The organism is Butyrivibrio sp. VCB2006 (assembly GCF_000420945.1).
Taxonomy (GTDB): Bacteria; Bacillota; Clostridia; order Lachnospirales; family Lachnospiraceae; genus Butyrivibrio.
Window position 1 is genome coordinate 58,076 of record NZ_ATVX01000020.1, and the last position, 16,288, is coordinate 74,363.

Here is a 16,288-nt window from a genome sequence, read left to right on the forward strand (position 1 = left end):
GTTATAATAGTCACCCCGAAAACACAGTTGGGGACGTTAGTTTCCAGCGGTGTGATCCCATGCATCCTGGAAGGTTTCAATACCCTGACGTGTGTAAGCATGTTTCATGGAATCCTTATATACAGCAAGTCCTGCTGTTACGATATCTGCTCCTGCAACTGCGCAGTCAACGAACTGCTTAGGTGTTCTGACAGCGGCGCAGATGATCTGTGTCTTACCATAGAAACCATAGTTCTTGTAGATGTCTACAATATCCTTGATGTACTGTCTGCAGTCCTCGCCGTTAGCTTCCTTCCATCCAATGAAAGGAGAAACAAATAAAGATCCGTTCTTGGCAGGGAGAATTGCCTGAGCAGGAGAGAACACAAGAGTAACGTTTGTGCGGATTCCTTCCTTTTCAAGGGCTCTTGCTGCAGCAACACCTGCTTCTGTAGCAGGAATCTTGATTGCAAAGTTCTTGCAGATGGCAGAAATCTTTTTTGCCTCTGAAATCATAGTCTCTGCATCTTCAATATGTGGATTGATTTCAACAGAAACAGGGAACTTATCAATTCCCTCAAGGCCTTCTTCCTTGATCCAGTCAGCAATGTCCTGGATTGCTGTAAGGAATGGCTTGCCGGAAGCCTGAATGTGTCTTGGGTTAGTGGTTACACCATCTATTCCAAAGGTGCTGTAAGCCTCCTTGATCTCATCCATTTTGGCGCTGTCTAAAAAGTATTTCATTGTTATATCCTCCGATAAAAAATATTTTTGATAAATTTATTTGATCTTGTATGCGTTATCTTTATTCCAAAGCTGATCGTATTTATATCCTGTAACCTTCTCGCAAACTGCGATTTCTTCGGCACTTGCTGTACTTGTATCTTCACCTTTTCTTCTTGAAATCTCTTTTCTTATGATGTCGTATTCCTTCTTGGTGACAGGGAAAAGAACTGTAAAGCAAAGAGTGATTACAAGGAGAATTATCTGAGCAAATACGTAAACATTAGCTATTCCCTTCTGGGTAGCCATAGACTGCATCTGTCCTGAGCTTGCAAGCTTCTCATCATAGCCCACCATGGCAAGCAGAATACCGATCATTGCTGAAGAAAGGCCGGCAGCGATCTTTCTGGTAAAGGTTGCCATTCCTGAGCAGATACCGGGACGGTTGATGGAAGTTATAAGCTCATCAACTTCGGTAAGGTCAGAAAGTATAGCGTAGATACTGGTTGAAGTTCCTGCCATTGCAAGACCAATAACAAATGAAAGAGCCAGGATAATTACAAATGGAGCTCCCTCATGTGAGAAGAACAGCATTGCAAAGGTTGCTACGATTCTGATAGGAGTTCCAAGGAGAATCGGGAACTTTTTGCTGGTTGCTGCCATGATAGGTGCAAACAGGATCATGCCAAGGAACTGAGAAATCAGTATTACGCCCATGAGCTTGGTGAAGTTGCCTCCGCCATAAGCATGAAGAACATCATCAATGTAGTAAACGGCAAGGCCTGTAATAAAGTCGGCTGCAGCCTGTCCAAAGATGAAGATTCCGATGAACAGTCTGAAGGAGTGACTCTTAAATACAGTAAAGGACTGAGTGAAGGTCTCTTTCATAGTGACCTTCTGAACCTCTTTTTGTCTTTCCCAGGTTCCAAGGAAAGTAAGAACGATGGCATTAAAGAAAATAACCGCAAAGATGATGGCTACGTTCAGATACTGCCATTTATTGGTGTTGTCCTTGATCATAATGGTAGGAACAAGTCCTGCGATTATGGCACCAAGGGCTGAGAAAATCATTCGAATACTTGAGAACTTGGCGCGGGATGTGTAGTCCTCAACCATGTCCGGAAGTAGTCCGTTGTAAGGCACCATAACGATGGTAAAGCCGGTGGAAAAGAGCATGTACATCAAAATGTAAAAGATGTACTGGCCAATCTGAGAGCCCCCTGCCATGAAGGGAATCCACATGACAATGAAAGTAATGGCAGAGATAATACTTCCTACCAGCATCCAAAAGCGCTTTGCACCAAAACGAGACTTGGTGCGGTCTGCGATATTTCCCATGAGGGGATCCGTAATGGCATCCCAGATCTTACCGATAAGAGGAATGGTACCTGCAAGAGCAGTGTGCATTCCCAGTGACTTGGTTAAAAATACTGTGTAAAAAGTGCTGATTACAACGAAGGCTCCTCCTCCGTAGATGTCAGCAAAACCGTAGCTTATCTTGGATAAAGTTCCGTGCTTTCCTGAGTTAGTCATAATTTGTATACCCCATAGTTTTTTGTTTTGTTTATACCTTCGCTATTTTCATTAGCTTTTCGTAGCTTACTGATGCTTTGCGGATAAATACCGGTGGCTTTCCGATAGGTGCTTCAATATCGTAGATGCCTCCCGTATATTCTTTTCCCGAGAATAGATGTACCCAGGAATCTTCAGGCAAATACACCTTTCTCGACAGAGCTCCCTCTTTAATAACCGGTGCAACCAAAATATCACTCCCCAGTAGATATTCGGTTTTTTCTACGTATGCCTTCTCTTCATCGTAGTGGTAAAAAAGAGGTCTCATAACAGGAAGGGCCTTATCTGCATTCTCCTGAACACATGCCTTAATGTAATCCCCTAGATTAACATGCATTCTTGAAGTTAGAGACAGCTGGGCCAGTAATTCCTCGTCGTCGTCAAACTGTACATCATTGACAGGCTGGTTACCTTCGTGACTTCTAAAGAGAGGTGAAAAGACATTCATCTCCTCCCAACGCATCAGAAGTTCCTTGGAACGGCGCATGTGCATTATTGTTGTGTAGCCCCCTACATCTGAATGCGCAATGCCGTATCCGCTCATAGCCAGTGAGAGCGTAGCCGGAATAACTGATGGAAGTCCGTCGTCAACAGACCAGTCAACATGCTGGTCTCCGGTCCACATCATAGCTGAACTTGCTATTGTTCCTGTGTGTCCCGCTCTTGTGAAAAAGAAAATCTCGTTTTCTTTACCACATTCTGCAATGGCTTCCTTGTTGAGCTTAGCCCAAATAGCAGGCCATCTGTTGTGGATAAATTCAGGATTCTCTCCGCTGTGAAGAACACAGTCCACAGGAAGATATTCTCCAAAGTCTGCCATCCATCCGCCCATGCCAAGGCCTATCATGTTTTCTTTTATGAGTGTTTTGTACCACTCATAGGCTTCCGGGTTTGTAAAATCCACCATGGCAGCAGGGAATGTTGTTATGGTCACAAGATAATCTTTGCCTTCCTTATCTTTGACGCAGTACCCCTTTTCGCTGGCAATTTTATACAGGCCTTTTTCCAAGGCTATAAATGGATTAATATAGCCAAGGAAGCGGATTCCTTTCTCCTTCCATTCGATAATCTTCTGATCAAGGTTGTGGTAAAGTTCCTTGTCCCATTCCCAGTTCCACATTACCTGATAGCCAAAGCCTGTACGTCTGCAGCCGCACCAGTCCTGAGACCATACACCGCAGATCTTAACGCCTGCTTTCTCGGCTTTTGCAATCTTTTCGTCAATCTTTTCTGTTCCTTCCTGAATTGCAAGAATTGCTCCATCGTAAATCCAGGATGGAAGAGTGCTCTGACGACCAAGAAGATTAGATAGTTTAAAGGACAACTCCGGGAAACTCTCCGCTGCTTCAATGTAGAATACAGGCGGCTCCTGAGTGTAGAGAATTGTCTTTTCCAGATTCCTGAAATCAAATTCCGAGTAGGCGTTTATGTCCGCGTGGAGATAGAACCTGTCACTGGAAACATAAGTTGGCTGAGCGTAGTAGGATTCGTACTTGCCAAATGAAAGTGTTTTGTCCGGGTGCTTGCCCAGAAACTTTTCTTTGACAATTTTCTTGCTGATCCTGCGAGCGTTCTGGTGCTCTGCAACGAAAATCCTGACTTTCTGTCCCTTCAAGTCAAACTCTGAATAGGTTTCTCCGCATCCGTAGATATGCTCCGATGGATTTGCCGGGAAACTCAGCCAAAAGCGGTTGTATCTGGAATCGCTTTCTACTCTGACGCAGATGCGTCCGGATTCATTTTTGTTTACCGAAACTGTATGAAGTTCTTTTGATTTGGGATCCTGAAATTTGAGAATGAAAGATTTATCTGAAAGCTTCTCGGTAGAAATCCTTACGAGCCTTCTCTTCTCGTGGATTTTCTGCTTGTAGTCGAAGCTTCCGCGACTCATTTTGAAATTGTTTTCCCCAATACCTACAGCAAGCTCGATTTGCTGTAACTGTTCTATAGTTATTGCCCTCACTCCTTCCCTGATGCCATTTATAACCCGAATTCATCCTTCCCCCAAAGAATGAAAAATGGCAATTAATTAAAAGCTTTAACTAAATGCAATTATAGCATTAATACTAGGCTTTGCAACGATTTTAGTTGTGGAAACTAATATTCGTATTATACTAGAAAGTGAGAACTTTTAGACGGGTATTGGAAACGGAGGAAATGTGTATGACAGCAACTGTACCGGCAGCATCAATAGTGGGGATGGTAGTATCAGCAATAGTATCTATAGCCCTGCCAATAGTACTTGCAATCTACTGGAGAAAAAAATCTAATGCGGACCTTAAATGTCTTGTACTTGGTATGGCAACTTTCGTGCTGTTTGCCCTGGTGCTTGAAAGCATATGTCACAGGATAGTGCTTTATTTGGCAGGAATTGATGCTTCCAATATAAAGAAACATATCTTTTTCTATGCAATCTATGGTGGCCTTGCAGCAGCTCTTTTCGAAGAGACCGGAAGATATGTTGTCATGAAGTTTCTGATGAAGAACAATTTGAGAAAAGAAAACTCTCTGATGTTTGGAATTGGACACGGCGGAATTGAATCCATAATAATTCTGGGAGCTACCTACATAGGAAACATTGTGACGTCGATTATCATAAATACAGGCGCAATGGATATTGCTTTTGCTGAAATGGATGAGGCTACGAAGAGTACGGCTATTGCCCAGCTTGAGCCTCTTTGGACAACCCCGGCTTATTCATTTTATATGGCCGGACTTGAAAGAGTTCTTGCCATTGCTTTCCACATCTGTGCATCCTTCCTGGTTTACAGAGCAGTTAAAGGCAAGAATATTAGTTTTTACCTGATCGCTGTTCTACTTCACTTTGCAATGGACGCTGGAATTGTGCTTTTGGCAAATGTCTTTTCAAATGTGGTGCTGGTTGAGCTGATGCTTCTTGCATTTGTGGCTGTTGTTATTGCTGTGACAAGAAGTCTTTACATTGGAGAGAAAGATGTTGAAATAAATAAAGCAGAGTGTTAAAATTTTATCATATGGCGAGCAAGGCGCATTTTCTGCGCATGCGATACTAATAGTGAATATCATAAATGGAGGTTTTTTAATATGAGTAAGAACTTTGATGGTATTCTTGAGAAACTCAAGAGCGCTGATACCAAGAAGATGTCAGTAGCTGTAGCTCAGGATACACACGTACTTGAGGCAGTTAAGGTTGCCAAGGAGAGAGGAATCGTTGATTCTATCCTGGTTGGTGACAAGGATCAGATTGAGGAGAAGGCTAAAGAGGTAGGAATGGACCTTTCTCAGTTTGAGATCATTGATGTTAAAGATACAATCGAGGCTGCACGTACAGCAGTTTCTCTTGTTCACGACGGCAAGGCTGACATTTACATGAAGGGTGCCCTTGAGTCTAAAGACTTCCTTAAGAGCGTACTTGATAAAGAGGTAGGACTTCGTACAGGCCGTCCACTTTCTCATGTTTGCGTATTTGAAATTCCCGGTATTGATCGTCTCCTTTTCCTTACAGACGTTGCTTTCATGCCATATCCAACACTTGAAGATAAGAAAGTTATCATTGAATATACAGTAGAAGTTGCAAGAGCTTGCGGCGTTGAGTGCCCTAAGGTTGCTCCTCTTGCAGCTGTTGAAGTTGTTAACCCTAAGATGCCTGTTACTGTTGAGGCAGCAGAGCTCACAAGAATGAATGAAGAGGGTGAGATCAAGAACTGTATCGTTGACGGACCTCTTTCTATGGACCTTGCTATCGATCCTGAGGCTGCCAAGCATAAGGCTGGTGCTCTTGATCGTAAGATCGTCGGCGATGCTGATATCCTTCTTTTCCCTGATATCCATGCCGGAAACCTTACCTACAAGACTATTGTAAGACTTGCCACAGTTAAGAATGGTAACATCCTTACAGGAACAAAGGCTCCTGTTATCCTCACATCAAGATCAGATTCTGTTGAGGTTAAGGTTAATTCAATCGCTCTTGCAGCAGTTGTTGCAGAAGACAAGAAGAAAGGAATCCTTTAATTATGATTAAGAGTTTGATCATCAATCCAGGTTCTACATCTACAAAGGTTGGTATTTTTGAGGACGAGACACTTGTTAAAGAGGAAACACTTCGTCACAGCACAGAGGAAATCGAATCCTATGCTTCAATTATTGATCAGAAGGATTTCCGTAAGAACATCATTCTTGATTTCCTCAAGAAGGAAAATATCGACATTAAATCTTTTAATGTAATTGTTGGAAGAGGCGGACTTCTTCGTCCTATTCCTGGTGGTACATATGAGTGTACAGATGCCCTGCTTGAGGATCTTAGAAAGGGCGTTCAGGGACAGCACGCATCTAACCTTGGTGGTATTCTTGCAAGAGAGATCGGTGATGAGATCGGCGTTCCTTCATACATCGTTGACCCTGTTGTAGTTGACGAGATGGAGCCTGTTGCTCGTATTTCAGGTGTTCCTGAGATTGAGAGAGTATCAATTGACCATCCTCTTAACCAGAAGGCAGTTGCAAGAAGATACGCTAAGGAAATCGGCAAAAGATATGACGAGATCAGCGTAATCGTTGTTCACATGGGTGGTGGTACATCTACAGGTGTTCACAAGAACGGTAAGATGGTTGACGTATATGCAGCCCTTAACGGTGACGGTGCATTCTCTCCTGAGAGAGCAAACGGCATTCCTGCTAAGGCTCTTGTAGACATGTGCTTCTCAGGCAAGTACACTTATGACGAGATGAAGAAGAAGATTGTTGGCTACGGCGGACTTAATGCTTACCTTGGAACCAACGATATGAGAGAAGTTAACAAGATGTGCGAAGAGGGTAACGAGAAGGCAATCCTTGTTCGTGATGCATTTGTTTACCAGATCTGCAAGAACATCGGTGCTTGCGCTACAGTTCTTAAGGGGAAGGTTGACCAGATCATCCTTACAGGTGGTATTGCATATGGCCAGGTTATCACAGACGCTATCAAAGAGCGCGTTGACTGGATCTGCCCTGTTACTGTATATCCCGGAGAGGATGAACTTCTTGCTCTTGCTCAGGGTGCTATCCGCGTAATGAACGGCGAAGAGAAGGCTCAGCAGTACTAATTACAAATAGTAGATGCTTAATCAGTATTCAGCTGGATAGATATATGTGATATTATGTTGAATAGAGGCAAAGACGCTTTCAGAGATGATTGCGGTCTTTGCCTTTTTCTTTTTGATAAGGCTTGTAAGAAGGGAGAGATGGGGAATGATTACACTGAATGATTATCTATACTCGGGCGATACTGTATTGAAGATTTTGCAGAGATATCACAATGACCTCAAGGAAGATTCCAGGAAGACCCAGAATGGAGTGGACATAATCCACTGTAATTTTCTTTTGCAGATCATGGAGCTTCTTGAGCATAATGATTTCCTTACTTCGCAGTCACAGCGACTGAGGGAGTTTTACAAGTATATGTCCAATGAATATCCGTTCCTGGCCTTTACCTTTAAGGGAAGGATCAAGTCCCTGATAAGGGCAGAGGAGAAGTTCAATGGAAATATCGTAGAGCATGTCTATGATTACTATGGAAAGAACCTTTCTTTTCCAAGTGTTACTGAGCTGAAGCAGGAGATGAGCCCCATAAGAGACCTGATTGCTTATCGTATTGTTATTTCCATGCCGGCCTGTCATCTGAAGGCAGGAGAAAACCGCGAGGAGATAGAGCTTAAATACCTCTACGAGATTGCCAATGCCCTTCCGGGATTTTTGGAAGAGAAAGGCTTTACGGCAAAGATTTATGGAATACCCGGAAAAGAGACTTCTGACATGATATCAGAACCGCTTAGACCGTATTACAGGGACTATATCAAGAATCCAAGTCCCTATGGATATAAATCCCTTCATATCACTTTCTATGACAATCAGTCCAGGTCATATCTTGAGGTGCAAATGCGAACCAAGCAGATGGATGATTATGCCGAGATAGGTCCGGCCCATCATTTGGGCTACGAAAAGAGACAGGATAAAGAGCGAAGCCGCAGGGATTCTATTCCATCGGGTGAATGTAGATATTTCGATGAAGCCTATGATAGGGGTATGCTACTGCAGGGACTTGATCTGTCCAAAGTGGATGTGAATATGTTTGGAGCTGTGAACAACCAGCTTGTAAATGACGGATGCGGACTGTATCGAGGAAGATTAATCCTGCCATACGAGCATCTATCAAGGTTCCAAAACGACATTATAGATTAAATACAGAATAAGTTCCTTTAACAGGATGTGCTTCGAAATCAGGAAGTTCAGAAAATAGCAGATTCTTCATCGTGATACTACATGAATCTGCGCATTGTAATATTCTGAGGCAAGAGAGAAGCGGTTGCTGATGCCTTCAGTAATATAAACATCGCCATCAGTGGTTATGAGTATAGTGTCAAAGTCACTGGATTTTTTGTATTCTTCAATTGCTCCATCAAGACCTTTTACAAAAAGAGATGTTGAAAGAGCATCACATACAAGGCCATCCTTTCCGACAATTGTCACAGAGAGGAGATCTTTTTTGGCTGGCTTTCCGGTCTTCGGATCAAGGATGTGCCAGTAAATTTCGCCGTTTTCTTCAAAATATCTTTCATATCCCCCGGAGGTTATAACGGCCTCGTCGCTGGCATCAAGAACACCGTAAATGCCACTTGAACTATCAGGGAAAGGGCTCTTAATAGCTACTTTCCAGGGCTGGCCGTTTGGCTTGGTGCCAATGCACTGAACATTTCCGCCAAGATTAATAAGACCGCTTGTTACACCTTTTTCTGTGAAATAATCCGTTAGTTTCCTGCTGGTATAGCCCTTTGCAACACTTCCCAGGTCAATCATGGTTTCGTTTGGAATGGAGCAGGTATGAGAGCTTTCATCAAGAGAGACATTTTTATAATTGACGTTTTGGAGAAGTTTTTCCAGTTCAGCATCAGCTGGAACTCTATATTCGGAAGTTGTAAAGCCCCAGGCCTTTAGAACCGGGTAAATAGTAATGTCCAGCGCTCCGTCAGTTCTTTTGCACATGGAAAGAGCTTCTGATATGAGGCCAAAGGTTTCTTCTGAAACAGGAGCTGAGTCGTTTTTATTTATTACCGCTATTTCGCTGTTTTCATCCGTTACCGATAGCTCTTTTTCCAGATTTCTTATCATGCCCTCGGCATCGGTTAAAAGAGCTTCATCGCCGGCAATTTGGAGTTCCATCACTGTGTCCATTGCAAAGAGAGTGGTGGTGTGCATGGTTTTAGCTGCCGGGCTTTGTGCACAGCTGCATAAAAGTACTAATGAAGATGTCGCAACGACAAATAGCTTTACTCTTTGATTGAATCTAAAAAAATTCAAGAAATTGCCTCCAAAAGTGCATTTTTAACGGCGTCAATAAGACCCTCGGAAGAGTAAGTGGCGCCGGAAACGGTATCTACATCACAGCTTTGATTATCAAGCATCTGACTGATCATGAGATTGCCGTCTTTTTCTTTATCAAAATATTCAGGATCATCCGGGAAACTAACAATCTGAATATCGGTGATCTGGCTGCCTGTAATAGTAACCTGAACCTTGATTTTTCCGTTGTTTCCTTCACCTTCTCCGAAATAGATGCCATCTATATAAGCATAGCCTTCCAAAGAGCTATTTTCAACCGAAATACTTGGCTCTTTAGCCCGGACTGCTCCGGCAACGGAAGGCGATTGATAGAAAAGAATACTAGAAGTAGTGGTGGCAATAAGAATTAGAGATGTGGCAAATAGCTGCATTCTTGCCATAATATCTTTTCTGGTTTTATAAATGGCTCTGAATAATCGGCAGAGGAGGTAACTTAAAAAGACCATGGAATAAGCTGTAACATTTACTAAATAGTGGACGTTTCCTGATAAAGCCTTGGGCATTTCAAATGCCACAATATGGGCATAAGTAAGACCATAGAAGGCGTAAGCCATGCGCTGAAGCTTTTTCCAGGTTTTTGCATTCATCTTTTTTCTGATGAATATAAAAGAAGTTACGAATAAATGAAGGTTACGGAAACAATCTCTTTTTCCTCGAGCTTGGATAATTCAGCAAGGTTATCAAAGCTTACTCGTGTGTTATGGGAATTGTCTGCGCTTATATTAAAAGATATCTCATAAGGCATTACCCAGATGCTCTGAAGGTGCTCCATACCTACTTTCAGGCCATCTTTTGTCTCTACGATCACGCCCTGAATATCGCTGTTAATAACAGAGGTTTCATCTTCTCTGGAACTTCTGATGTATGAAGTGGAGTTCTCGAGGATATTGATCTGGTAGTCACCCCGGTTGCTGCCTGTAAGAAGTTCGGCAGTAGCATCAGTAACAGTGTCTGCTACGTTAAATACTGTTGCCGAGTAGCTGGCTGTACCATCATTTACAGAAACAATCTTATATTGTGCAGGCTCTGAATCAAGCTTAACAAAAGAGTCGTTGAGGCTTGCGTAAGTGTCTGCCTGATCTGCGGGAACTGCAACATTTACATTTTTAACACCTGTGATGTGGTATCCATCAGCATTTGTGGTTTCATCAACATAATCTGTTGCCATGTTGGTAAATAATTCATATTTCTTGGATGTTGCGGAAGATACTACGTCGTAGGAATCTGTGCTTGACACATCTCCTGAATAGAAATCTGTATATGAAAGCGTTGCTGTTCCAAAGACGTATTCTGAATTTGGGTCAAGACTGGAAGCAAGTGGTGTGGATTCGTCAGCCAGAATAGTTGTGCTTTCTGCGGACTTATCATCGGTGCTATCTTGTGACGCGGCGCTTTCAGCATTTTCGACATCTGCGGATGCTTCGGGTGCCTGACTTCCACAGCCAGCCAGCGAAAGGGCTGAAATTGCAAGTGCAAGTGTAACAATTCTCTTTTTCATTAGGTTCTCCTCCGGGTGCGTGTTTAATATGTTCCCATGTTAGACAATGCTAACAATAAAGGATGATAACATCGCGGATTTTGGCGTGTCAATGAGTATAAATGAGAAGAATTATCATAAATGCTGTATAATGGTACTTGTGGGGAATTAGGATAGTAGGAGGTTTCTATGGAAAAAGAACTATATATTAAACAGCTTAGACCCTATCTTTATCTTATGGATGAGGCCCATGAGGCAACAGGCTATCTTGTGATTGGGGATGAGAAAGCCTTAGTTATCGATACTATGAACGGATACAATGACCTCTTTAAGGCAGTAAGAAAGATTACTGATAAGCCTGTTATGGTGGTTAATACTCATGGTCATCCGGATCATATTTTGGGGAACGTTTATTTTGATGAAGCATATATGAATCCTGCTGATAATTTCATGGCAGAGAATTTTATGAAGGATCCGGAGATTATGGAATTCTGTACCGAGAATGGTTTGTCTTTTCCGCCCTTTAAGCCTATAAAAGGCGGAGATATAATTGATCTCGGTGGTAAGACTCTTGAAGCATATGACATTCCAGGACACACTCCCGGGGGGATTCTACTGCTTCTTAAGGAAGATAGAATTCTTTTTACAGGAGATTCTATTAATCATCATCTCTGGATGCAGATTCCGGACTGCGCATCCATGAGTGAGCTTGTGGAAAATCTCGATAAGATTATGTTTCTGGAAAAAGAGGCTGATTTCATTCTTCACGGACATGCCAGAGACTTCGATGATATTTCCCTTCTTCGCTGCATGAGACAGGGAGCTGTGGAAATCTGCGAAGGCAAGACAGAAAACGATCCTCCATATCAGTGGTTTGGCGGTGTTGGAAAACAACATCCGTTTAAACTTGAAGAAGGAAAGAAATATAGTCAGCTTGACAGTGTGATTTGTTATAACCCTTAAATACGCAGTGCCTGTCGGTTTTCGGCAGGCATTTATCATGGTTGAAAATACGGGGCAAATCTGTTACAATGTACAACGGACTTTTGCTAAAATATTGGGTTAGTCTGCCCTTTTTTCAGGAGTATAGAAATGAGTATTATTGATAAGATTATTGGAACACATAGCGAAAGAGAACTTAAGAGAATTCGTAGTACTGTAGATGCCATCGAGGCAATGCAACCTCAGATGCATGCTCTTTCAGATGAGGAACTCAAGGCTAAGACCGAAGAGTTCAAGAAGAGACTTGCTGATGGCCAGACACTTGATGATATCATGCCGGAGGCTTACGCAGTAGTTCGTGAGGCTGGTAAGAGAGTTCTTGGAATGGAGCACTTCAGAGTACAGCTTATTGGTGGTGTTATTCTTCACCAGGGCCGTATTGCTGAGATGAGAACCGGTGAAGGTAAGACCCTTGTGGCTACACTTCCTTCATATCTTGATGCTCTTGCCGGAAAAGGTGTTCATGTCGTTACAGTTAACGATTACCTTGCTAAGCGTGATGCTGAGTGGATGGGTAAGATTCATGAGTTCCTTGGACTTACCGTTGGTGTTGTTCTTAACAGCATGACTTCTGAAGAGAGAAGGGCTGCTTATAACTGTGATATTACATATGTAACCAACAATGAACTTGGTTTCGATTATCTTCGTGATAACATGGCTATTTACAAGGAACAGTGCGTTCTTCGTGGCCTTAACTATGCTATCATCGATGAGATTGACTCAATCCTTATTGATGAAGCAAGAACACCTCTTATCATTTCAGGTCAGAGTGACAAGTCAACCAAGCTTTATGAGGCTTGCGACATTCTTGCCAAGCAGATGACTCGTGGTGAGGATATGGAAGACCTTACCAAGATGGATGCCATTATGGGTATCGAGAGAGAAGAGACCGGTGACTTCATTGTTAACGAAAAAGACAAGATCGTAAACCTTACAGCACAGGGTGTTGCAAAGGTTGAGAGATTCTTCCGTATAGAGAACCTTGCTGATCCTGAGAACCTTGAGATTCAGCACAACATTATCCTTGCTCTTCGTGCTAACAACCTTATGCAGAAGGATCACGATTATATCGTTAAGGATGATGAAGTACTTATCGTTGATGAGTTCACAGGTCGTGTAATGCCTGGACGTCGTTATTCAGACGGTCTCCATCAGGCTATCGAGGCTAAGGAGCACGTTAAGGTTAAGAGAGAGTCCAAGACTCTTGCTACTATCACATTCCAGAACTTCTTCAACAAGTTCGAGAAGAAGTGCGGTATGACAGGTACAGCTCTTACAGAGGAAAGAGAGTTCCGTGATATCTACGGACTTGATGTTATCGAGATTCCTACAAACGAGCCTGTAATCAGAATTGATCATCAGGACGCTGTATATAAGACCAAGAAAGAGAAGCTCAATGCTATCTGTGATGCGGTTGTAGCTTCACATGAAAAAGGACAGCCTGTTCTCGTTGGTACTATCACTATTGAGTCTTCTGAGGAAATAAGTAAGCTCCTCAAGAAGCGTGGTATTCAGCATCAGGTTCTGAATGCTAAGTTCCATGAGATGGAAGCTGAGATTGTAGCAGAAGCTGGTAGAAAGGGTGCTGTTACAATCGCAACTAACATGGCTGGTCGTGGTACCGATATTAAGCTTGACGAGGATGCAAGAGCAGCCGGCGGTCTTAAGATTATTGGTACTGAGAGACATGAGAGTAGACGTATTGATAACCAGCTCCGTGGACGTGCAGGCCGTCAGGGAGATCCGGGTGAATCCAAGTTCTACCTTTCACTTGAAGATAACCTTATGAGATTATTCGGTTCTGAGAGACTTATCTCTATGTTCAACGCTCTCAAGATTCCGGATGGACAGGAGATTGAGCATTCATCTCTTTCAAAGGCTATTGAGTCAGCTCAGAAGAAGATCGAGTCTAACAACTATGGCATTCGTAAGAACCTTCTTGAGTATGACCAGGTTAACAACGAGCAGAGAGAAATCATCTATGCAGAGCGTAAGAAGGTTCTTGATGGAGAATCACTTCGCGATTCTATCTACAAGATGATTACAGATATTGTAGAAGCTGATGTTCAGACAGTTGTAGGTGAGGAGTCAGATCCTGATAACTGGAATCTTCAGGAACTTAACGAACTTCTTCTTCCTACTATTCCTCTTAAGAAGATCAACAGAGGACGTATTGATAACCTTACAAAGAGTGGTCTTGCTCAGCAGCTCAAGGAAGAAGCAGTTAAGCTTTATGAAGCCAAAGAGGCTGAGTTCCCTGAACCAGAGACAATCCGTGAGATTGAGCGTGTAATCCTTCTTAAGGTTATTGATAGAAAGTGGATGGATCACATCGACGATATGGATCAGCTTCGCCAGGGTATCGGACTTCAGGCTTATGGACAGAGAGATCCAAAGATTGAGTACAAGCTTGCCGGTTATGAGATGTTCGATGACATGACCAAGGCTATCAGAGAGGATACAGTTCGTCTCCTCTTCCACGTTCACATCGAAGAGAGAGTAGAGCGTGAGCAGGTTGCTAAGGTTACCGGAACAAATAAGGATGACTCAGTTGCTAAGGCTCCTGTTAAGAGAGTTGAAGCTAAGGTCTATCCAAACGATCCATGCCCATGCGGATCAGGTAAGAAGTACAAGAACTGTCACGGTAAGGTTTAATAGACGCATATCAATCCATATTTTTGCTCGCGTTTCCGCGTCGTGATTCACTAGATTTCAAAATCTGATAACTGTCTCGTTTCATGTTATTCAGAACATTCGACAGTTATCAGATTTTTCAATCAGTGAATCATCGTCCTTGTGCAAATGTCTCGCAAAAATATGGATTTTGATATGCTTGCATTATTTCCTTACGTAATGTACAATGTGTCAGTTCATGGTAGACGTTTTAGAGAATGGAGTTAATATGGTAGTTTTAGATCAGATGAAGGTTGAGATTCAGAATTTGAAGGGTACCCTCGATGAGGTTACAGCATCTCTTGACCTTGGAACCAAGAAGAAGATAATTGAAGAGCTTTCTCGTGAGATGGAAGAGCCTGGATTCTGGGATAACGCAGAAAAGGCCAACAAGAAGACCAAGGATCTCAAGAACATGCAGGATCTTGTGGCAGATATTGAGAAGCTTAACAATCAGTATACAGATATTATCGATCTCATCGATATGCAGAATGCAGAGGGTGTAGATGATGACGATATGGCTGCTGAGATCAGATCAGAGCTTGATGAGTTCGAAGATAATCTTGAGAACATTCGTATCAGCAATCTTCTTAATCAGCCATATGATAAATACGATGTAATTCTTAGACTTAATGCTGGTGCAGGTGGTACAGAGGCTTGTGACTGGGCATCAATGCTTTACAGAATGTACACCAGATGGGCTGAGAGAAAGGGCTTTACTACAGAAGTTCTTGATCTCCTTGATGGTGATGAGGCAGGAATTAAGTCAGTTACATTCCAGATTTCAGGAACAAATGCTTATGGACTTCTTAAGTCAGAGCATGGTGTTCACAGACTTGTTCGTATCAGTCCTTTCAATGCTCAGGCTAAGAGACAGACATCCTTCGTATCATGTGACGTAATGCCTGATATTGAGGAAGATGTTGATATCGAGATCAATCCTGATGACCTTAGAATCGATACATACCGTTCATCAGGTGCCGGCGGACAGCACATCAACAAGACATCATCAGCTGTTCGTATTACTCATATTCCTACAGGTGTTGTAGTTGCCTGCCAGAATGAGCGTTCACAGTTCCAGAACAAGGATAAGGCTATGCAGATGCTGAAGGCTAAGCTCTTCATCATGAAGCAGGAAGAGCAGGCTGCTAAGCTTGCAGGTATCCGTGGAGAAGTTATGGACAACGCTTGGGGCAGCCAGATCCGTTCTTACGTACTTCAGCCATACACAATGGTTAACGATACACGTACAGGCTTTAAGTCATCTAATGCAGATGGCGTTCTTGATGGTGAGCTTGATCCATTTATCAACGCATACCTTAAGTGGCTTGCTACAGGTGGCAAGCCAGTTGGAGATACTTCTGAGGAGTAATAAGAGAAATTGTTTGGCTCTGTCACATAATTGTGACAGAGCCTTTTTGTGTGCTTAAGACAAAGCTGAAACTTGTGACTTTGTGTGCTTAAGACAAAGCTGAAACTTGTGACTTTGTGTGCTTAAGACAAAGCTGAAAC

General features: G+C 42.7%; 13 protein-coding genes. 7 read left to right on the plus strand and 6 right to left on the minus strand.

What is annotated here, in order from left to right; translation table 11 throughout:
- Positions 1 to 36: 36 nt before the first annotated feature.
- From G613_RS0115510 to G613_RS0115520, 3 genes are read right to left on the minus strand one after another with little or no spacing between them, the layout of a single operon-like run.
- Positions 37 to 723 carry a transaldolase family protein gene (locus G613_RS0115510; RefSeq protein WP_029233492.1) on the minus strand — a complete coding sequence of 229 codons (687 nt, stop codon included), beginning with the start codon at positions 721 to 723 and terminating at the stop codon, positions 37 to 39.
- Between the two features lie 36 nt (positions 724 to 759).
- The gene (locus G613_RS0115515) at positions 760 to 2,235 is read right to left on the minus strand and encodes an MFS transporter (RefSeq protein WP_029233493.1); all 1,476 of its coding nucleotides are present in this window, start codon (positions 2,233 to 2,235) and stop codon (positions 760 to 762) included.
- A gap of 31 nt (positions 2,236 to 2,266) precedes the next feature.
- Entirely contained in the window at positions 2,267 to 4,237 is a 1,971-nt protein-coding gene (locus G613_RS0115520) for an alpha-glucosidase (protein ID WP_196805072.1), read from the minus strand.
- Positions 4,238 to 4,437: 200 nt separating this feature from the next.
- Between G613_RS0115520 and G613_RS0115525 the strand changes: the two genes are divergently transcribed.
- From G613_RS0115525 to G613_RS0115545, 4 genes are all read left to right on the plus strand, one after another.
- The gene (locus tag G613_RS0115525; protein WP_029233495.1) at positions 4,438 to 5,256 is read left to right on the plus strand and encodes a YhfC family intramembrane metalloprotease; all 819 of its coding nucleotides are present in this window, start codon (positions 4,438 to 4,440) and stop codon (positions 5,254 to 5,256) included.
- Positions 5,257 to 5,337: 81 nt separating this feature from the next.
- The gene (gene ptb / locus G613_RS0115530; protein WP_029233496.1) at positions 5,338 to 6,264 is read left to right on the plus strand and encodes a phosphate butyryltransferase; all 927 of its coding nucleotides are present in this window, start codon (positions 5,338 to 5,340) and stop codon (positions 6,262 to 6,264) included.
- Positions 6,265 to 6,266: 2 nt separating this feature from the next.
- Positions 6,267 to 7,331, plus strand: coding sequence for a butyrate kinase (gene buk / locus G613_RS0115535; protein ID WP_035774823.1), 1,065 nt, complete (start codon positions 6,267 to 6,269; stop codon positions 7,329 to 7,331).
- A gap of 145 nt (positions 7,332 to 7,476) precedes the next feature.
- A complete protein-coding gene (locus tag G613_RS0115545; protein ID WP_029233498.1) occupies positions 7,477 to 8,466 on the plus strand; it encodes a guanosine polyphosphate pyrophosphohydrolase in 990 nt (329 codons plus the stop codon).
- Positions 8,467 to 8,532: 66 nt separating this feature from the next.
- Here the strand turns inward: G613_RS0115545 and G613_RS0115550 are convergent, their stop codons facing one another.
- Genes G613_RS0115550 through G613_RS0115560 form a run of 3 tightly spaced genes read right to left on the minus strand, consistent with a single transcriptional unit; the run spans position 8,533 to position 11,122 of the window.
- Positions 8,533 to 9,582: an FAD:protein FMN transferase gene (locus G613_RS0115550; RefSeq protein WP_242826162.1), complete on the minus strand. Its 1,050-nt coding sequence runs from the start codon at positions 9,580 to 9,582 to the stop codon at positions 8,533 to 8,535.
- On the minus strand, positions 9,579 to 10,211 hold the full coding sequence (locus tag G613_RS18865) for an FMN-binding protein (RefSeq protein WP_029233500.1): 633 nt from the start codon (positions 10,209 to 10,211) through the stop codon (positions 9,579 to 9,581). Before G613_RS18865 ends, G613_RS0115550 begins: the two co-directional genes overlap by 4 nt.
- Before the next feature lie 26 nt (positions 10,212 to 10,237).
- Complete coding sequence (locus tag G613_RS0115560) at positions 10,238 to 11,122, minus strand: LptM family lipoprotein (RefSeq protein WP_029233501.1); 885 nt, start codon at positions 11,120 to 11,122, stop codon at positions 10,238 to 10,240.
- Positions 11,123 to 11,290: 168 nt separating this feature from the next.
- Between G613_RS0115560 and G613_RS0115565 the strand changes: the two genes are divergently transcribed.
- From G613_RS0115565 to prfB, 3 genes are all read left to right on the plus strand, one after another.
- Positions 11,291 to 12,064, plus strand: coding sequence for an MBL fold metallo-hydrolase (locus G613_RS0115565; protein ID WP_029233502.1), 774 nt, complete (start codon positions 11,291 to 11,293; stop codon positions 12,062 to 12,064).
- Positions 12,065 to 12,193: 129 nt separating this feature from the next.
- The gene (gene secA, locus G613_RS0115570; protein WP_029233503.1) at positions 12,194 to 14,758 is read left to right on the plus strand and encodes a preprotein translocase subunit SecA; all 2,565 of its coding nucleotides are present in this window, start codon (positions 12,194 to 12,196) and stop codon (positions 14,756 to 14,758) included.
- Between the two features lie 247 nt (positions 14,759 to 15,005).
- Entirely contained in the window at positions 15,006 to 16,148 is a 1,143-nt protein-coding gene (gene prfB, locus G613_RS0115575; protein WP_029233504.1) for a peptide chain release factor 2, read from the plus strand.
- Positions 16,149 to 16,288 lie beyond the last annotated feature (140 nt).